Source organism: Anaerocolumna sp. (assembly GCF_032079385.1).
Classification (GTDB): domain Bacteria; phylum Bacillota; class Clostridia; order Lachnospirales; family Lachnospiraceae; genus Anaerocolumna.
On the sequence record NZ_DAMAUC010000015.1, the window covers coordinates 28873 to 48357 of the forward strand.

Genomic DNA, 19485 nt, shown 5'->3' on the forward strand with positions numbered 1-19485 from the left:
TAACAATTCTCTGCCTCTGCCCTCCTGAGAATTCATGGGGATATTGACGGCTGCGACGCTTGGGGTCTTCTATTCCCACCAGCTTAAGCAATTCAAGCATCCGCTTTCTGGCATCCCTTCGCTTTACTTTCCGGTGAAGGGTGATTACCTCTTCAATCTGTCGCCCAATCTTCATCGTCGGATCTAAGGAGGTCATGGGATCCTGAAAAACCATGGCAATATCATTTCCCCTGATGTGACGCATATTACCCTCGGTTACCTTAAGAATATCTTTTCCCTCCAGTAAGATTTCACCGGTTTCAACAGAGGCATTCTTTGCTAAGAGCCGCATTAATGTTCTGCAGGTCACTGTCTTTCCACTTCCTGATTCCCCTACGATGGCCAGTGTCTCGCCCTTATATAGTGAGAAGCTGACATCCCTCACTGCATGCACCGTTCCTGCCTGTGTGGTGAAGGATACGGATAAATTCTTAACATCTAACTCTATATTTGACATACTCCCACCTATTTCCTTTTACATCTTTCATTCAATTTTAGTCGTTTCTCTGCACATCACATTATTCCTTCATCTTAGGATCCAGTGCATCCCGTAAGCCGTCTGCCAGCAAATTAAAAGCCAGCATGATAATACATAGAATAACCGAGGGAATCCACATCTGATAGGGATGGATGCGAAACATCTTATACCCGCCGTTAAGGAGGGTTCCCAGGGAGGCGTTTGGAATCTTCATTCCAACTCCAATAAAGCTTAAAAAAGTCTCAAAAAATATTGCCGAAGGGATGGAAAACATCGCTCTTACCACTACAATCCCTGCAATGTTTGGCAGGATATGGGATATGGCATTATGTACCTGGGAGGAACCCAGAGCCTTTGCTGCCTGAACATATTCCAGGTTTTTAATACGCAGTGTCTGCCCTCTGACTATGCGGGCCATTGGAATCCATGAGGATATGGTCAGGGCAAATATGATGGATAGGATGCCCGGCTTAAAAATCAGCAGCATCAATACCACCAGCACAAGATTAGGGATACCTGTCAGTATTTCTAAGATTCTCTGCATGAAATTATCCACCCTGCCCCCCTTTAAGGCACTGAATAGACCATAAAAAACACCGATGGTCAGATCAAGAATCGCTGCGATGAATGCGATTGTCAACGAAATGCGGGTTCCATACAAAGCCCTGGATAACAAATCTCTTCCGAATTCGTCCGTCCCAAAGATATAGTTGATGTCTTTGGGTACATTTTCCAGTACATATTTGTCAATCCATTTTCCCTGTAACTGCGCTCGGCCGTTAAAGCCATCAATGGAAATACCGGGAATTCTGGGCGGTAGATTGGCATGGGGTATATTCTGAGTATTGGGATTATAAGGCGCCAGCAACGGAGCCAGAAAGGCAAGGACGATGATAATGGCCAGAAGGAACATGGAGGCTAATGCACCTTTATTCTTGCACAGTCTTCCCCAGGCATCCTGCAAAAAAGTAGGTGACGGCGGAAGTTCCTCTTGAATTACAGTTTTCTGACCGGTTACTTTGTATTGAAATAGTTCCCAAGGTATCTGCTCGATATTGATATTATTCATCTACTCTATGATATCCTTTCTTACGATTATTTCTGCAAGTCCTATAGCTGCAGTCGTTCATTATGATTTCCCACCTACACGTATTCTCGGATCAATCAGCTGATATAGTACATCCATCAGAAATATAATGAGTACCAACAAAGTTGAAAACAAAATGGTAACCGCCATAATTGTAGAATAATCATTGGAGAGTACCGACTTTGTAAACTGTTCTCCTATTCCAGGTATGGCAAATATATTCTCAACTACCATGGAACCTGTAATCAGGGAGACTGTTAAGGGACCGATGATGGTCACCATAGGTATCAGCGTGTTACGAAGGCCATGGGTCAGAACCAGCCGCAGCTCACTCATTCCCTTGGCTCTGGCAAGTTCAATATAGTCACTGCCCAATACCTCAATCATTTCCGTTCGAATAAACCGTGCGGTATCTGCCATAGGTGATATGGACAATGCTAAGGTCGGTAAGATACTGGAGCGAACGCCGTCCTTCCAAAGTCCGATGGGTAATATACTTAAGGTTACCGCAAAGATATACTGTAAAAGCACGGCAACCACAAAACTGGGAGCCGAACGCCCGATAATCGCAAAGAGGGAACAGAACGTATCAACCCAGGTATTATGCTTCATTGCCGCAATAATCCCCAGGATAATTCCCGTTAACGTACCGAAGAACACCGCCTGCAGACCCAGTTGTATAGACACTCCCATACGGCTTCCCAGTAAGGTTGTGACCTTCTGGTCTGAAAATTGCAGGGATATTCCGAAATCCCCATGCAGGATATTTTTGATATAGGTAACATAACGCTGAAGTAACGGTTCGTTTAATCCGTATTTCGCATCCAATACCTGAAGCTGCGCCGGGCTTAATTTGTCCCGGTTATTATAGGGTGTACCGGGCAGCAGATTCATTAAGAAGAAGGTTATAGTTACAATGATCCATAAGGTTATCACCATATACAGCAATCTGTGACTGATAAATCGAAGCCATCGTTTCATGGTTTCTCCTTTCTATATTACGAGGGGATGCTGCAAACACAACACCCCTCAATTTACAACTGTTTTCTAATGAAACTATTCTTCAATATAAGCCCGGGTAATATCAATTGGAGTTCCTAATACATGGGTTACATATCCCTTAAGCTTCGGATTGACTAAATAACTTTGGGAAGCTTGAACAATAGGAATAACTACTGCATTATCAACCAGGTACTGATTTGCTTCTCTTAAATGCTCCCATCTCTTGGTAAAATCAGTCCCATCCGTTGTCTCAAGTGCTTTTACCAGATTAGTCAGTTCTTCGGATTTCCACTGACTGTGGTTATGCTCATAGCTTTCCTCGTGTTGCTTAATATAAGAGGTAGGATCAAAGTCTCCTGTCCAACCGCCTAAAGCCAGGTCGAACTTATAGCTCATCATTTCTTCAAAACGAACGGAAGCCGGAACATTTGCCAGGTCAATGGTCAAGCCGGGTAAATTCGTTTGATAAATACTCTGTAAATACTGTCCGACTTTAATACTTTCATCGGAGTCACTGGTAACCAGACGAAGGGTTATGCTGTCAGTTCCCAGTTCCTGCAAAGCCTGCTTAAAATACTGTTGTGCCTTTTCAACATCCGTATTCACAAGTACGCCAAAGTCTTCTGCAATACTTTTGCCATTATCCGGATTCACTGCAATTCCATTTGGTATCACACCTACTGCGGGAATACCATCGCCATTTAAGATGGAACTGGACAATTCTTCACGATTCAAAGCGTAGAGTAAAGCTTTACGAAGATTTTCATTCTGAAGATATTTGTTGGAGCTGATACCCATCTCAAGGTTAGTCATTCGGAGGGTTTGTACTGATACCAAATCATCCTTGCCCTGATATAAGGAAATGTATTCGCCAGTTATCTTGGTGCCGTCCAGCTCCCCTGCTTCATATAAATTAGCTCCGGTTGCCACCTCTTTTACAACCTGTACGTTGACTTCATCAAAATAAATGTTTGCTGCATCCCAGTAATATGGGTTCTTCTCATACTTCCAGGAGATATTCGTTCCGTTCCAGTCCTTTAATATGTATGGACCGCTGGCAAGAAGCGCTTCAGAAGTTAAACCATAATTCTCGCCCTGTGCTTCCACAAACTTCTTGCTTACCGGTGCCAGTAAAGTTGAGGACAGCGTTGTGTTTATGTAACTATTAGGTGCAACCAGTGTAAATTCCAGCTTAGTATCAGATAATGCTTTTACTCCCAGCTCTTCCGGCTTTAATGTACCTGCAATGATTTCTGCTGCATTCTTTAGGTAGGACAGGTTATTTGCACTTTGAGATCCGGTTGCCGGGTCTACCACCCTCTGTGCGGCATAGACAATATCTGCTGCCGTAATCTTATCCCCGTTTGAGAATTTTGCATCATCCCTGATCTCAACAGTTACAGTTAATCCATCGGCGCTTACCTCCGGTAAGGCCACTGCCAGGTTAGGGATTGCTTCATTGTTCTCATTGATACGATACAAAGAATCGGCCTGGAAATCGATCTGTTCCGCGCTGACGGTATCATAGCTTTTTCCGGAATCCATGGTTGTAACTTCACCGGGTGCAACCCAATTTAACACCTTTAACCCACCGGTTTCTTCCTCTTTAGCAGGTGTCTGTGCAGTTTCTTCCCCAGTTGTCGGTGCAGCGTTACCGGAAGAAGGCTGCACCTTATCTGCTTTGGAGCATGCACTCAAGAAAAATGTACTGGTTAAGACCAGTGACAGAATAATGGAATATAGTTTTCTTTTCATAAAATTACTCTCCTTTAATTGTTGTAAGACTCAACTCTTATGTTTCCTCCCTACTGTATTTCTTATGTTGGTTATTATAACAGTCAAAAAAAGAAAGTGTTAATACTCAAATCCAATAATCTGTTATAGACTACACCTATAGCACCCTGTCCCGGTAAGTCAAAACGGTTAAACTTCTGCTGAAACAGGCAGGCCCGCTTCCCTGATACGGCTAATTAATTCCTTGATATACAATTCACCATTATTACTGATAATTGAGCCTTTTCGCTTAATATATCCTATTCTCATAATTTCGCTTTCAACCAAGGGTACCGCCTTATAGTCATCCCCATTCAATTCTTCACAGATAATTCCGGAGCATAATGTATACCCATGAAGACCAATCATAAGATTTAGTATTGTAGCTCTATCGTTTGCTTTAATGATACGCTTGTAATCATACGTGCTCTTAACCTCTTCTGCTAAATAGAATGAATTATTTTTCCCTTGATCAAAAGCCAGGCATGGATACTCTTCTAATTCCTTCATGGAAATCACTTCTTTTTTCGCTAAAGGATGCCCTGACCAAAGATACACATAGGTATCACATTGGAATAATTCCACAAACTCTAAACTATTTTCTCTAAGAACTTTAGTCATAACCTGCTCATTAAAATCATTGAGATATAATACACCTAGTTCACTTTTAAAATTCTTCACATTTTCAATCACTTCCGAAGTCTTAGTCTCGTGTACTGCAAATTCATACTGCTCCATTCCAACCTTTTTTACCATCTCAACAAAGGCTTTTACTGCAAAGCTATAATGCTGCATGGATACACTGAATTTCTTCTTCGATTTCTTTTCGATGTACTTTTCTTCCAATAACCGATACTGCTCAGATACCTGCTTTGCATAAGTAAGAAACTCCTCTCCCTCCGGAGTTATTACGATTCCTCGATTAGAACGGAGAAAGATATCAAAGCCTATTTCCAATTCCAGTTCCTTTATGGTTCCTGAAAGGCTGGGTTGTGAGATAAAAAGCTGTTTTGCTGCTTCATTCATGGAACCGCAATCTGCTATCATAATTACATATCTTAATTGTTGTAGTGTCATATTTCCTCCTAATAAGTTTCTAACTTATTTTTCTACTCATATAAATTTTTACTAAAATATCGATCTCCCCGATCCGGGAATAGAGTTACGATGTTTCCTATTTCAATTTTCTTTGCTAATTTAAGTGCTGCAGCCAAAGCGGCACCTGAGGAGGAACCTGCAATAATTCCTTCTTTCAGTGCCAGCAGTCTTGCCCCTTCAAATGCTTCCCTGTCGGTTATCTTTACCACATCATCAACTAAGCTCATATCCATGGTTCCGGCAATAAAATCATTTCCAATCCCCTCAATATCGTAATCAGCATGTTCTCCGCCACCCATAGTAGAACCAACGGGGTCCGCTAATATCCCTCTTATTTTAGGATTTTTCTCCTTTAAATACTTAACGATTCCAGAATAGGTGCCGCCGCTGCCTGCACCTGCAATAAAATAATGGATTTCATCACCTAAATCCTGATAGATTTCCTTCCCCGTTGTTTCATAATGGGCTTTGGGATTTGCAGGATTGTCAAACTGACGAAGAGTGATGGAATTCGGTATTTCCTTTAAAAGCTCCAATGCCTTCTGATTGGCACCTTGCATTCCTCCTTCCCGTGGTGTATTGATAACCTCAGCCCCAAGTGCCCGTAATAAGGTTTGTTTTTCAATGGAAAATTTGGTAGGTACCACAAATATAACCCGGTATCCACGATTTAAGGCTGCCATAGCAATTCCCAAACCTGTATTTCCTGCAGTTGCCTCAACAATTATTCCTCCCGGCTTTAATAATCCTTTTTCCTCTGCATCTTTTATCATATAAAGTCCGGTTCTATCCTTCACACTTCCGGAAGGATTCCAATATTCAAGCTTTGCATATATATTTACTCCCTTAGGGGCCCCTACATAATTTAATTTCACAAGTGGCGTATTTCCAATTAACTTCTGCATGTTTTCATACAACATATTAACCTCTATTCTGGTGCTAAAGCACCTTTTAATAACAAAGCAAATTTTTGTGCGCAAGCACAATATGTATCGTACATATTGTGCCGCATAAATTGCACCTCACAAATTGCATCATTTAAGATTTATTTAGCTAAAAGGATTGCATTCTTAAGGTCTGCAATAATATCCTCTTTGTCTTCTATTCCAACGGAAAGCCGAATCAAATGATCTGTTATTCCAACTTGCTTTCTAATTTCCTCCGGTATGGAAGCATGTGTCATACTGGATGGATGGCATACCAAAGATTCTACACCGCCAAGGCTCTCTGCCAATGCTATCAGCTTTAACTGGCGAAAGAATTTTTCTATATGATACTCCTCTTTTAATTCAAAGGATATCATAGCACCCGGTCCATCTGCTTGTTTCTTTTGTATTTCATAGCCTTCATCCGTTATTAATCCCGGATAATATACCCTTTTAACTGCATCCTGATTAGAAAGCCATTCTGCTATAGCCTTTCCATTCTCTTGGTGACGATCCAGTCTAACTCCCAAGGTTTTTATTCCTCTTATTAATAAAAAAGCATCAAAGGGTTGAAGAATACCACCAGTTGCATTCTGTATAAAATATAACTTTTTCGCTAAGCCATCATCATTTACAACGACCAGTCCAGCGATAAGATCACTGTGCCCTCCCAGATACTTTGTTGCACTATGAACTACAATGTCTGCTCCAAGTGTTAAAGGGCGTTGTAAATATGGAGTCATAAATGTATTATCAACAATTAATAATTTCCCATGCTTTTTTGTCACTCCTGCCACTGCTTCAATATCCGTCACTGTCATTAAAGGGTTTGCCGGACTTTCTATAAATATCGCCTTAACTTCATGTGACAATGCGTCCTCAAAAATCTTTAAATCTGTTGTATCAACGATGTCATAACGAATACCAAACTGCCTAAAAATTTTATCCAGCACTCGGAAGGTTCCACCATACACATTTTTTGATATTAATATCTTATCACCTGTTTCAAATAAAGTTAAAACCGCTGTGGTTGCTGCCATACCGGAAGCAAATGCTAACCCATGGAAGCCTTGCTCTAAATCAGCAATTAATTTCTCAAGGGCTTCTCTTGTTGGATTCCCGGTTCTCGAATATTCATATCCCTTATGCTTTCCTAGCTGTTCCTGTCTATAGGTAGAGGTTTGATAAATTGGAACATTCACCGCTCCGGTTCTCTCATCTCCGTCAATACCTCCGTGAATTAATGTAGTAGAAATCTTATTAAATTTGTTCATATTTTCCTTCCTTTCTGTACATACATACCGCCAAAGGCGCCATAAACAATGCATGAATTCTCCTTTACTTTTTTGCTGTAATAAAATTGATGTTTTTATACGCTTTTAACGAACTATCCTTAAGCAGATTATATTGAATCTCCTTCACATTTTGGCTTTGCGTAATGGTATATCCATTACTACCAAGAATCTTAGTTAATTCTTTACGGCTCATTCCCCCTTTCATCTCTTCTCCTAATCGATTTGTCAAGTTCTTTAATATCTTCATTCTATCTAACTCTTGATCAAATAAATCACTGTCTGGATAATCTAGTACCACCATACTTTCCTGATTTGTAAGCTGCGCCATATCACCGATGATTTTAGCAAATGGCTCCGATTCCAGATAATAGGTCACTCCAAGTATTGCAAAGAATGTCTTCTTATCTGGTTGAAAACCCGCCTCTATTAAGGATTCCACCATATTTTGCTTGTCAAAATCGATAGAGATATGATGTACATTATCTGGAACCAACCATTTTAATTGTTTTATTCTGTTTATCTTATAGTAATGTGTATTTGGATGATCCAATTCAAATATCTGAATCCGTTCATCTGTATTACGAAATGCAAAAGAATCCATACCTGCACCGCAATTGACGTATTGTATCTCACGGCTATCTTCCATATATTTTTTCAAACATGTTTCTGCATACTTTATTCTTGATAAAATAATTGGTGATACCAATTCATCTAATAAACTTCCCAATGTGAATCCTGATAATTGAAAATTTTCTTCCTTTATTATCCTATTCATTCTCTCCATCACGAGCTTATATTCCATCTCTCCAATCATCTCATATGCCAAATAATCGTCATAAACTTTATTTAATGCATACTTTGAATGGTACGCTCTGGTAAACGCACATATTATTGCTGTCATACTAGCTTCGGCTTCCAGCATACTTCACACTCCTTCTTATTTATTGAAGAATAACAAAAAGACAGGTACATTCCACGCACCTGTCTTTCATACATATTAGAATTGTCTATAAAACGGAATAGACTAGACCATTATGTTTTCTATAAAGCAGCACGAAGCTACAGGCACAAGTACTATACAATTGAACTTGCCCCTGCAACAACACTCTGAATTATTGATAAAAGCATACGATGTAATCATTTTACTCCCTCTTATTTCATACTATTTTGATATGTTTAGTATATATTATTATCTTATTAAAAAAATGTCAATACATTTCTGTAATTTTTCTTAAATATTTTAATTCTATAATTTCTTAAATATTTTTTAAAAGTTTACAAGGAACCCCTTTACCTCCATCTTCTTGCCATCTGTACTGATGGTAACCGCGCCGCTTTCGTATGTAATCATAGTTTCACTGCCGGCATCCTCAAGCCGTTTCAGCGTCTCAGGACTTGGATGACCGTATCGGTTGTTTCGCCCGCAGGATATTAAGGCAAGTTCAGGTCTGGTAAGGGAAAGAAATGGTTCATAAGTGGAGTTTTTGGAACCATGATGAGCCACTTTTAAAACATCATAATCCTTAATAACTTCTATGGGTTCACTAAGAATTTCATCCGTATCTTTATCCTGTGGCGGTAATAGTGATGAAGTACTATTTAAGATACTCAATACTTGTCTTTCACCTTCTCCCTCCAGATCTCCCGTAAGTAGCAGATCAAAATCACCATAATTAACACTTAAAACTACAGAAGCAGCATTATCCGCATGTAAGGTATCCGATGAGGGATTTAAACAGGTCATTGTTACATGATTCTCTTTTATAACATCCCCCTTCTGTATATACAGAACTTTAATTCCTTTACTTTCTGCCAATGTAACAATATCCATATACTCCTGATCTTTCTCCTGTACATTGGGAAGTATTAAATGACCCATTACTATGTTTCCTTCATAACCGCCATTCTTACTATTCTCCATAAGTTCCAATACACCGGATATATGGTCGGTATCTAAATGAGTTAATATAACATAGTCTAGTTTCCACACTCCCTTTGATTTCAGAAAGGGCTCTATTCTATATTTTCCTACCTCCTTAACGTCAGAACTTCCACCGTCAATCAAATAAGTTACATTCTCAGGACTTTTCATGAATATGCAGTCTCCCTGTCCTACATCAATAAATGTCACTTCTAAATCAACGTTTTTAGATTTAATAAATATTAGTAATAGAAAGGATAGCAGTACTATTGTTTTTTTACGTAATACCTCAGTATTCAGGAGAATCCAGACAATTAATATGAAGTAATAAAAAGCAAGAAGCCATAAATCCGGCCTGCCAACTAATATCATCCTGCCAGGTAACTTTTCCCCAAAGCGACATACTATTTCATAAAAATTAAGGATATAGTGAACTCCTCCAATTATAAATAATCCTAATGGGATAGCTATTAATCCGACCATACCCGCCACCAGAGAAATCAGCACAATCAAAGAAGAAAGGGGTAAAATAATAAGATTAATAATTATTGAATAGAGAGGAATTTCATAAAAGAAGTACAACATAACAGGTAATGTAATAATTTGGATACTCAATGTCAATAGAAAGGCTTCCGCTAATTTATACTTTTTCCCTATCATATTTTTAAAAATCGGATATAAAAGAGCCATACCTAAGATTGCACTGAAAGATAATAAGAAACCTGCATTATAAATTTCCATAGGAGATTGTATTAATATGATTAAAGCACTTAGTGAAGCAGCAGAAAGTAAGTCGTAGGTTCTTCCAATCACTCCTCCCCACATAAATATTATTAACATTACCACAGCCCGATTGGTAGAAACACTGAAATTAGTCAGGACTCCAAAAGAAAAAATTAGAAAGATAGACAATAGGGTTGCAATAAAATTAGGAATTCGTAATCTACGTAATAAATAGAACAATGACATTCCAATTAAAGATACATTAAGACCGGATATAGCAAGAATATGAGATATACCATTTTCCTTGTATAAGTTCTTTATATCCTTATCAAGACTGGAGGTATCTCCTAAAATCATTGCGGATATGAGTCCCGCATCTTTTTGGGGAAGGATTTGTTCATAAATCTGTATAAATCTATTTTTTATTTCATACAACCTTTGATAAAACCAGGAATAGCTGCTATTAATTACTTTTACTTTCTCTGCTTTTACCTTAAAATCAATCCATTGGATTTTATTATATTCATATTCATTAAATTGCCCTGAGTTTGTTGCTTTTTGAAATTTTTCGATTTTTCCGGATACAGCTAAGATGTTGCCGATTTTAAACTTAGAATTTTCAGATGTGTAGACTTTTATTTTATTACTATGATATAGGACATCTTCTTTTATAGAATTATTTGCTTTATTTTTGTTTAATAATACTTCATTAAGATTATTCTTTATATGGTCGGAATTCAGGTCAATTACATTATCAGTCAGCGTCAGTACCACGTAATCGCCTTTATCTTCAAGCATTTGTAATTTTCCATACACAATACCTTTTATGTTATCGGTGAATATCTGATCCATTTCATTTGGCTTTAGCTGGTAATTCATAATACTGTATCCTAAGATAAAAAGAATAGGAAATCCCAAAGCAAATCCAAAGTTGCTAAGCCTTTCCCTCCTCTTACACTTAGGAAGTAACAGCCTCCATAAAACCAAAGTACATATTAGTATTGTTATGACTACTATCGATATGCCGCCGACTTTATATAGTGCAATTCCTGCTATATAAAAAGTCAGCAGCCATACAAGCGGTCTTCTTATGTTCAAAACCATCCCCCTTTATTTACTACCTTCTACTATTTCTAAGTTTCTTTCAAAGAGACCTTCAAATGGGATTCCATCCCCATAATTCTTTTTTACTTCTCCGTTAATGGTGAATTTTACTTTATTAATACCGGATAGTTCAACAAGAGAGTTTACTACAGAATAAATAATAACTTCGTCGTTTACTCCCGATATTTTAGACATGAACTTGTCATTAAAATCCACATAACAGATTCCATCTTTTGTGGTAACCTTTAATAATTCGGTGCCATCAGGAATGCTTTTCTTCATTTCTTTTTCAAGGGGTCCTTCAATTACTTCCGGACCGGATATTAATTGCTGTATAATTAATTGTTCTATGGAACGATTACCATCATAGGATATTTTTAAATTAGAAGAAACTAATGCTTTCCCAGTTGCATTTGCATAATACATGGTTACAAATACATTCTCTGCTCTGGTATTGTCAATAAAATCCGAGCTTTCCATGAAACCAATTGGTTTTTCATTGGGACCCATTAATGGCTGTCCATTCACATTGAATTCAATATATTCCACTTCTTCAATCTGGCTTAAGGTTTTTACTATGGTAGCACGGCATAATACTTCCGATATACCGGTAAGGTTTTTATAATCAGAATTAAAATTAAGTGTTAATCTACCATCCTCATTAAAGGAAATTTCCTCCACATGAACATTTTCAGGCAGTGCCTTTTTCATAGTAATATCTTTCGGTTCCTGACTTATAGCTTCTAAATATTCTTTCACCAAATCTTCTTTCGTTGTAGATACAGTGGTATACTCCTGACAAACAATTTTTGTTTCATTGGTGTCAATGTAATATATTTTTTTAATATTTTCTTTCGGAACATTGCTATTTTTTTTGCTATTTTTATTACCACAGCCTGCGACGATAAAGGGAACCACCAAAACCATGAGTATACATAATGTTTTCCAAATACTTTTGCGGTTGACTTTAAACATTTTCTAATAACCTCCCATTCTGCTACAATCATGCAGATTTGTGCCGTCACACTATCTCCTTAATAAAGGATTAAGCAATATAATTGATTGGAACACGAACGGTAAATGTAGTTCCTTCATTTTCTTTGCTGTATACTTTGATTGCACCTTTGTGCATGTGTATGGCGTTCTTGGTAATGGACAGACCAAGGCCGGTACCTCCTGTACCTCTGGAACGTGCCTTATCCACACGATAAAAACGATCAAATATAAAATCCTGTGCGTCTTCGGGTATACCAATTCCAGAATCTGCAACTTTAACATAAAAATATTTGTGGTCAGCATTTAAAGAAACACGAACCCAACCGTCTTCCACATTATATTTAATAGCATTCTCAATTAAATTAGAAATTGCTAAAGACAGTTTTACTTCATCTACTTCTGCTACTACAGGTCGAAAACTCTCAAACACCAGCTCAATGTTACGTTTTTTTGCAATTGGTCTCAGACGTTTTAAAACAGATTCCAATAAGTCATTAATATTAGTAGATGCAATATTCATATCACTGGCTGTTTTATCTAATTTAACCAGGGATAATAAATCATTAATGATTTTACTTTCACGTTCAATTTCTTCTGCTATGTCCACTAAGAATTCCCGATACAATTCAGGTGCCACATTCTCCTGCATTAATAAAGAATCTGCTAAAACTTTCACAGAAGTTAAAGGCGTCTTTAACTCATGAGACACGTTGGATACGAATTCCTGTCTAGATTTTTCAAGGTTTTTCATTCTTAAAAGCATTTGATTTAATGAGTTGGATATAAGGTCCGTTTCATAAAAACCACTGATTGAAACTTCTTCATCCATATATCCTTCTGTTAAATGTTCGATTGCGCCTCTTAACCTTTTTAAAGGTTTTGTTAAAACAGCACTATAGAAAAATGCAAACACAAATATTAAGATCGCCATAGTTATGAACAAAACCACGGTTTTCTGGGATAGCATGTCCGAAATAGCCACAATGTTTTTTGTAGAGAAAATCATCACAATAACACCCATAACCTCTTTTGTTGTATTATTTGCTGTATTATGGGTGATTGGTATAGTCATCTCAATATAATTTCTATTTTTATTATGGAAGGGTGCATTGGTACCTCGAAGGGTTTTAATTACTACTTCTGCAATTAAAGTATTTCCTTCTTCCAGCCCGTAAGTATCTTTTACAATATTCAGACTATTATTAACGATAATAATTCGTCCCTCATAGATTCCCGCAATTTGAGCAATCTCCGAGTTTACTTCAGGTATATCTTTATTGGTTAAATATCCTGTAGACTGTAACAGGTTAGCCAAAGAATTACCCTGCCTTTGCAGTTCATTGATTCTTTGGCTTACAGCCTTTTGATTGTAGGTCTGTATCAAACTCCAGGATACAGACACGATTGGTATAATACCTACCAAGAATACAATAGCTATACTTTGTACTCTCATACTCCTTAAAAACCATAATTTTTCTCTAATCTTGGAAAAAATAGCCGACACCCCATTTTGTATGTATATATTTTGGTTCACTTGGATTATCTTCAATCTTTTCACGTAATCTACGTACATGAACATCAACAGTTCTTACATCACCAGGGTAATCATACCCCCAAACAGTGTTGAGAAGATTCTCACGGCTATAAACTTTATTTGGATTGAATATTAATAATTCCAGTAGATCGAATTCTTTAGCAGTTAAATTTACTTCTTTATTATTGACATAAACCCGTCTGCTTTCGCAGTCAATTTTCAGACCACCATGGGTAACAACTTTTGCTGCAGAAGCTTCAGAATTCTTTTTGGAACTGCGGCGCATAATTGCTTTAATGCGTGCCTTTACTTCCAGAATATTAAATGGTTTTGTAATATAATCATCTGCGCCATACTCTAACCCAAGTATTTTGTCCATATCATCGCCTTTGGCTGTTAACATTATAATAGGCATGCTGGAAAATTCTCGTATCTGCTGACACACTTCAAAGCCTGTTAATTTTGGAAGCATAACATCTAATAATACTACATCATACTCCTTTTTCTTAGCAGCTTCCAGAGCTTCTTCACCATCATAAGCACAATCTACTTCCATTCCGTCCTGTTCAAGACTAAAACGTATCCCTTTCACTATTAACTTCTCATCATCCACTACGAGTACTTTTTTCCCCACTTTTATCACCTCATTATAATTTTCTTATTTACTAATTCCATGCTGCTTATATAATATCTGAACATGCCTATTTTACTGAAATAGAATCTTTTATTTTGTTGTAGACAGAATCTTTAATTCCATCAATCTTCTTAATTTCTTCAATGGATTGAAAACCATTATGGACCTCACGATAATCCACAATGCTCTTTGCTTTTGCCTTTCCAATTCCGGATAAGGTCATAAGTTCCTCCATAGACGCGGTATTAATATTAACTATACCATTGCTTTCTTTCGAATCATTACCATTCTTTTTATCCGGCAATGGTGTACTTGTAACAAATTCCAGGGGTGTTTTATCTTTGACTTCATCTATAGTAGGAATATATATCTGTTGTCCGTCATCTAAAATCGATGCCTGATTGACAAAATCTCCGGCAGCATCTGGGGTTAGTCCTCCGGCTAATGCAATTACATCCACTAATCGGATGTTGGCCTCTACCTTATAAACATCAGGTTTCTTCACAGCTCCGCATAAGTGAACATAAATATAAGATATGCTCTTAACCTGTACCGGTGGGGCATGATCTGGATTTTCGTCCTCTGAAACCGGAAGAGTTTTATTATCTTTTGGGTCTTGTAAGGGAATTTGGGATTCATCTGTTGTTAAAGATGCTTGTGACACTTGATCCTGTGAAGATTCCTCAAAACTTACATCCTGTATAGATTCTGCCACGCCTCGATCTTGTGAAGATTCTTTTTCTTGATTGAGTAATAATATTTCTGATTCTTGTTTCTTAGTACCTGTACAACTGTAAATGGTACCGGCTGCCAAAATGAACATAAAAATAGCAACAATTTTTAACCTTTTTCTTCTATCCATACTATCTCCCTTTAGATTTCAGAAAAGGCTATAGCAATTTCGTATCCTCAATACTAATTGTATACTATTATTCTACCGAATAAACCAGTTGATTACAATAGGAATTTCGAAAGATTTTTTATTGTAAGAAAATCGTAAGTACTACTCCCACTTAAAGGTAATAATACCTCCGATAATCAATGCCAGACCAATTAGTTTTCTCCATTCAAACTTTACTTTTTCTACATCAAAGATACCTAATAACTCAATTCCATATGCCACAATTAATTGAGCAGTTACGATAATCATAATGGCTTTTGCAGGCCCCAGGGTATCTACACTTTTAATAACTGTATAGGTTATAAAAGCTCCCATGGCACCGCCTAAAAGCATATATTTATTATCCACTTTCATTAATGCTCCAAAACTGCTTTCCCTTCCTGTAATGAACCAGGCCACCATACATACAACGAATGCAGAAAGCTGTACAAAGCTTGAGGATACCCAGATACTGGTCTGCTTTGTAACCCCTGTATTAAATACTCCCTGAATGCTCATTAATGCTCCGGATATTATTGCAATAATCCAACCCATCATAGAAATCACCTTCCAATCTATAGTTATATAATCTTTTATATTTTTGACAGGATTTTGAAAGGTATTCAGTTTGTCAAGTAATTAAATGAATTAGAAGGCACTTTTTTATTTTATAAATTGATTATAAATAACAGGTAAAAACCATGACCTCATTTGCGCATAATAATTTTAAGGGATAGTAGAAATCTGGTAATAATTAGTATATAATAAAGATAATTTTATGATTTTTTTATTTAATTGGAATAAGTTCTTCATAAGATGCAGGACATGTTAACCGGATTTGTTTGGGAGGAACGATATGCAGCCATTATATTTTACATTAGGGATAATCGCCGTAATATTCATTGCAATAGTATACGGGCAAATAGCAGCAAAGAAAAGACTTATAATCTGGATGAAAATCCACTATGGAAAAAAGCCAGGAGATAAAGAATATAATTGGAAAAACATCCGTGAATTCTGGAATTCTCATAAAGAATCCATTCCAGAAGATGAAAAAATGGATGATGTCACATGGAATGATTTAGATATGAATCTAGTCTTCCAAAGAATAAATAATTGCAATTCTTTTGCTGGTGAACAGATTTTATATCACACTCTGCACTGTTTACCGAAAAATAAACAGGCAAATGAATTACTTGAAAATAAAATCAATTTCTTCGATAAGAACAGCCAAGAGAGAGAAAACACCCAATTATTATTATCTTCATTAGGTAAAGCAGATGGAAGCTACTCTTTACCAATGCTAATGAATAATTTAGATATGGTGACTCTTCCCGGTATATGGGGTTACCGTATTATGCAGATATTATTAATCCTATCAATTTTGCCCTCTTTTATTTTTCAAAATCCCAATCTATTATTTATAACTTTGGGTATCTTTGTAATTAATATGATTGTCTATATCAAAAATAAAATTAAGTATGAGACCTATCTAAATACGCTTGGAAGTATTCTTCAGATAGTAAAATTTGCAGGTAAACTTACCAATACCAATAAATTCTCTTACGAAAACAAATTTAAAGATTTAAAGGATCTTGCAGTTCCATTTAAAAATCTAAATCATCTGGTAGGGCGAATACAATCAAAAAAGGAAATAAGTCTAACCGGTAATGCCGAAGCCATTTTCTTTGATTATATAATCGGTGCTACTTTGTGGGATTTTATTATATACAATAAAATAATAAGAATATTAATGGGAAAACAAAAGCTATTTATGGAGTTATATAAAAAAGTTGGTGAAATAGATATGTGCATCTCCATTTCATCCTTTAGAGAAAGTTTGCCTTTTTATTGTACTCCAACCTTTATAAAAGAACATAAAATACAAATGGAAGATATTTATCATCCTCTTATAGATGAGCCCATCTGCAATACCGTCCAGTTTAATAATAACTGCATCATTACCGGTTCCAATGCCTCCGGAAAGTCAACTTTTATAAAGGCTGTTACAATCAACTCCATTCTTGCACAGAACATAAATACTTGCATGGCAAAAGATTTTACATTGCCTTATGGAAAAATAATCACTTCCATGGCTGTTCGGGATGATTTAATGTCAGGGGAAAGTTATTTTATCAAAGAAATTAAATATTTAAATCGAATTATTCAGAGTTTAAATGAAGAACGGGTAATCATTTGTGCCATTGATGAAATCCTTAGAGGTACTAATACAGAAGAAAGAATTGCGGCTTCTGCTTCCATATTGAAGTATTTAAATAGTAAGAATTGCATAGCTATTGTAGCATCCCATGATATTGAATTAACCCAACTGCTAAATGGATTATATGATAATTACCATTTTTGTGAACAAATTCAGGAAAATGATATTATCTTTGAGTACAAAATACATGAAGGTGCTGCCACAACTAAAAATGCAATTCGCCTTCTGGAACTAACACACTTTCCAAAAGAAATTATTGCTAATGCTAAAAATTTAAAATATGTGCAAAACAACGCTTAATATTTTGAAAATTTTAAGGAGGGTGGATTACATGGATAATATTCTAGTAAATCAGGAGGATAATTATGACTTTTGTAGGTGGAATAATATGTCTTTTAATTGGTTTAATTATGGCTATTAAACCGGATATATGGTATGAATTTTCAGAACAATGGAAATCTGATTCAATAGATAGTCCATCTGATTTTTATGTAAAATGTACACGAATAAAAGGTGCTTTTATTGTTTTAGTAGGGGTTGTAAGCATAATTATTACTTTTTTTATATAAGCTTTTTATTAAACTTTTTATTCCAAACAACTTTCTAAAATATAAATCATCTGATCAATATTTTCTTTCGTAATAATTAAAGGCGGAACAAAACGAAGAATGTTTGCTCCTGCATTAATAATGATTAATCCTTTATCCATAGCTGCTAAAATGGTTTCTTTTACGGGCTTATTAAATTCCAATCCCTGCATGAGGCCTTTTCCTCTGCGTTCTAAAATAAAATCATATTTATTCACTAATTCCTCCAGTTTTTCTTCTAAGTAACCTGAGACTTCATTTACGTGATTAAGTATATTTTCACTTTGGAATAAGTCAAATACTTTGCTTACCCCAGCTGTTGCAAAAGGATTCCCCCCGTAGGTAGTTCCGTGATCACCAGGTTCAAATGCACTGGCTACTTTTTCGACTGCTGCAAAGGCTCCGATGGGAACACCACAACCTAAGGCTTTTGCTGTTGTGATAATATCTGGTTTCACCCCATAACCCTCATATGCAAACATGGTGCCAGTTCTCCCCATTCCACATTGTATTTCATCAAATATAAGAATTATATCCTTTTCGTCACATAATTTTCTTAGCCCTTTAAGGAATTTTGAATCAGCCGGATAAAGCCCACCTTCTCCTTGAATAGGTTCCACAATAATAGCACAGGTATTTTCATTTATCTTCTCTATTACACTATCCAAATCATTGAATTCCGCAAATGCTGCTCCGCCCACTAATGGCTCAAAGGCTTCCCTATATTTCACATTACCGGTAATGGACAATGCTCCCATACTTCTTCCGTGGAAGGAGTGGTTCATAGATATGATTTCACCGCCGGTAAAACCTCTCTTTTTATAAAAATATTTTCTTGACAGTTTAATAGCCCCTTCTATTGCCTCTGTTCCGCTATTAGTAAAGAATATACGATCCATGCCGGAGGCTTTTGACAGTTTGGATGCCGCTTCTATAGCAGGCACATTATAATAGTAATTAGAGGTATGTAGGAGCTTGTCAATTTGACTTTTTAAAGTATTGTTATATTCCTTATTTCCATATCCTAATGCAAATACTGCAATTCCTGCTGCAAAGTCCAGATATTTTTTTCCATTCATATCATAAAGATATACTCCTTCTCCTTTATCCAGAAGGATTTGGTATCTGCTATAGGTATGCATTAAGACCTTTTCAGCCTTATCAATATATTCTTCCGTTAACATCTG

Annotated in this window: 17 protein-coding genes; 2 read left to right on the plus strand and 15 right to left on the minus strand. The window is 36.6% G+C overall.

Going from position 1 to position 19485, the window contains the following annotated elements; all coding sequences use genetic code 11:
* From RT261_RS13015 to RT261_RS13080, 14 genes are all read right to left on the minus strand, one after another.
* Window positions 1–496, minus strand: a 496-nt coding sequence (locus tag RT261_RS13015) for an ABC transporter ATP-binding protein (RefSeq protein WP_313133078.1), incomplete at its 3' end; no start/stop codon positions are given.
* Between the two features lie 61 nt (window positions 497–557).
* Window positions 558–1586 carry an ABC transporter permease gene (locus tag RT261_RS13020; protein WP_313133080.1) on the minus strand — a complete coding sequence of 343 codons (1029 nt, stop codon included), beginning with the start codon at window positions 1584–1586 and terminating at the stop codon, window positions 558–560.
* Between the two features lie 60 nt (window positions 1587–1646).
* On the minus strand, window positions 1647–2585 hold the full coding sequence (locus RT261_RS13025) for an ABC transporter permease (protein WP_313133081.1): 939 nt from the start codon (window positions 2583–2585) through the stop codon (window positions 1647–1649).
* Window positions 2586–2660: 75 nt separating this feature from the next.
* Complete coding sequence (locus RT261_RS13030; RefSeq protein ID WP_313133082.1) at window positions 2661–4361, minus strand: peptide ABC transporter substrate-binding protein; 1701 nt, start codon at window positions 4359–4361, stop codon at window positions 2661–2663.
* A gap of 168 nt (window positions 4362–4529) precedes the next feature.
* Window positions 4530–5456 carry a LysR family transcriptional regulator gene (locus RT261_RS13035; RefSeq protein ID WP_313133083.1) on the minus strand — a complete coding sequence of 309 codons (927 nt, stop codon included), beginning with the start codon at window positions 5454–5456 and terminating at the stop codon, window positions 4530–4532.
* A 32-nt stretch (window positions 5457–5488) separates the two neighbouring features.
* Window positions 5489–6397, minus strand: a complete 909-nt coding sequence (locus tag RT261_RS13040) for a PLP-dependent cysteine synthase family protein (protein ID WP_313133085.1) — start codon at window positions 6395–6397, stop codon at window positions 5489–5491.
* A gap of 125 nt (window positions 6398–6522) precedes the next feature.
* Complete coding sequence (locus RT261_RS13045; RefSeq protein ID WP_313133086.1) at window positions 6523–7677, minus strand: trans-sulfuration enzyme family protein; 1155 nt, start codon at window positions 7675–7677, stop codon at window positions 6523–6525.
* Window positions 7678–7741: 64 nt separating this feature from the next.
* Complete coding sequence (locus tag RT261_RS13050; RefSeq protein WP_313133088.1) at window positions 7742–8620, minus strand: class I SAM-dependent methyltransferase; 879 nt, start codon at window positions 8618–8620, stop codon at window positions 7742–7744.
* 345 nt (window positions 8621–8965) lie between these two features.
* Window positions 8966–11440, minus strand: a complete 2475-nt coding sequence (locus tag RT261_RS13055) for a DNA internalization-related competence protein ComEC/Rec2 (RefSeq protein ID WP_313133089.1) — start codon at window positions 11438–11440, stop codon at window positions 8966–8968.
* A gap of 12 nt (window positions 11441–11452) precedes the next feature.
* Window positions 11453–12421, minus strand: coding sequence for a GerMN domain-containing protein (locus RT261_RS13060; RefSeq protein WP_313133090.1), 969 nt, complete (start codon window positions 12419–12421; stop codon window positions 11453–11455).
* Between the two features lie 70 nt (window positions 12422–12491).
* Window positions 12492–13895: a sensor histidine kinase gene (locus tag RT261_RS13065; RefSeq protein ID WP_313133092.1), complete on the minus strand. Its 1404-nt coding sequence runs from the start codon at window positions 13893–13895 to the stop codon at window positions 12492–12494.
* Window positions 13896–13920: 25 nt separating this feature from the next.
* On the minus strand, window positions 13921–14610 hold the full coding sequence (locus RT261_RS13070) for a response regulator transcription factor (RefSeq protein ID WP_313133093.1): 690 nt from the start codon (window positions 14608–14610) through the stop codon (window positions 13921–13923).
* A 67-nt stretch (window positions 14611–14677) separates the two neighbouring features.
* A complete protein-coding gene (locus RT261_RS13075; RefSeq protein WP_313133095.1) occupies window positions 14678–15472 on the minus strand; it encodes a helix-hairpin-helix domain-containing protein in 795 nt (264 codons plus the stop codon).
* A 141-nt stretch (window positions 15473–15613) separates the two neighbouring features.
* Window positions 15614–16048, minus strand: coding sequence for a DMT family transporter (locus RT261_RS13080; protein WP_313133096.1), 435 nt, complete (start codon window positions 16046–16048; stop codon window positions 15614–15616).
* A 298-nt stretch (window positions 16049–16346) separates the two neighbouring features.
* On the opposite strand from RT261_RS13080, the gene RT261_RS13085 reads away from it, so the two are divergent.
* Both RT261_RS13085 and RT261_RS13090 read left to right on the plus strand, forming a co-directional pair.
* Window positions 16347–18011, plus strand: a complete 1665-nt coding sequence (locus RT261_RS13085) for a MutS-related protein (RefSeq protein WP_313133098.1) — start codon at window positions 16347–16349, stop codon at window positions 18009–18011.
* 65 nt (window positions 18012–18076) lie between these two features.
* Window positions 18077–18280, plus strand: a complete 204-nt coding sequence (locus RT261_RS13090) for a DUF6199 family natural product biosynthesis protein (protein WP_313133099.1) — start codon at window positions 18077–18079, stop codon at window positions 18278–18280.
* Between the two features lie 17 nt (window positions 18281–18297).
* Here RT261_RS13090 and RT261_RS13095 read toward each other — a convergent pair whose 3' ends face one another.
* On the minus strand, window positions 18298–19482 hold the full coding sequence (locus RT261_RS13095; protein ID WP_313133101.1) for an aspartate aminotransferase family protein: 1185 nt from the start codon (window positions 19480–19482) through the stop codon (window positions 18298–18300).
* Window positions 19483–19485 lie beyond the last annotated feature (3 nt).

Excerpts from the sequence above, each read along its gene's own strand:
- RT261_RS13020 (WP_313133080.1), bottom strand. The coding sequence starts at position 1,586 with ATGAATAATATCAATATCGAGCAGATACCTTGGGAACTATTTCAATAC.
- RT261_RS13025 (WP_313133081.1), bottom strand. The coding sequence starts at position 2,585 with ATGAAACGATGGCTTCGATTTATCAGTCACAGATTGCTGTATATGGTG.
- RT261_RS13030 (WP_313133082.1), bottom strand. The coding sequence starts at position 4,361 with ATGAAAAGAAAACTATATTCCATTATTCTGTCACTGGTCTTAACCAGT.
- RT261_RS13035 (WP_313133083.1), bottom strand. The coding sequence starts at position 5,456 with ATGACACTACAACAATTAAGATATGTAATTATGATAGCAGATTGCGGT.
- RT261_RS13040 (WP_313133085.1), bottom strand. The coding sequence starts at position 6,397 with ATGTTGTATGAAAACATGCAGAAGTTAATTGGAAATACGCCACTTGTG.
- RT261_RS13045 (WP_313133086.1), bottom strand. The coding sequence starts at position 7,677 with ATGAACAAATTTAATAAGATTTCTACTACATTAATTCACGGAGGTATT.
- RT261_RS13050 (WP_313133088.1), bottom strand. The coding sequence starts at position 8,620 with ATGCTGGAAGCCGAAGCTAGTATGACAGCAATAATATGTGCGTTTACC.
- RT261_RS13060 (WP_313133090.1), bottom strand. The coding sequence starts at position 12,421 with ATGTTTAAAGTCAACCGCAAAAGTATTTGGAAAACATTATGTATACTC.
- RT261_RS13065 (WP_313133092.1), bottom strand. The coding sequence starts at position 13,895 with ATGAGAGTACAAAGTATAGCTATTGTATTCTTGGTAGGTATTATACCA.
- RT261_RS13075 (WP_313133095.1), bottom strand. The coding sequence starts at position 15,472 with ATGGATAGAAGAAAAAGGTTAAAAATTGTTGCTATTTTTATGTTCATT.
- RT261_RS13080 (WP_313133096.1), bottom strand. The coding sequence starts at position 16,048 with ATGATGGGTTGGATTATTGCAATAATATCCGGAGCATTAATGAGCATT.
- RT261_RS13085 (WP_313133098.1), top strand. The coding sequence starts at position 16,347 with ATGCAGCCATTATATTTTACATTAGGGATAATCGCCGTAATATTCATT.
- RT261_RS13090 (WP_313133099.1), top strand. The coding sequence starts at position 18,077 with ATGACTTTTGTAGGTGGAATAATATGTCTTTTAATTGGTTTAATTATG.
- RT261_RS13095 (WP_313133101.1), bottom strand. The coding sequence starts at position 19,482 with ATGTTAACGGAAGAATATATTGATAAGGCTGAAAAGGTCTTAATGCAT.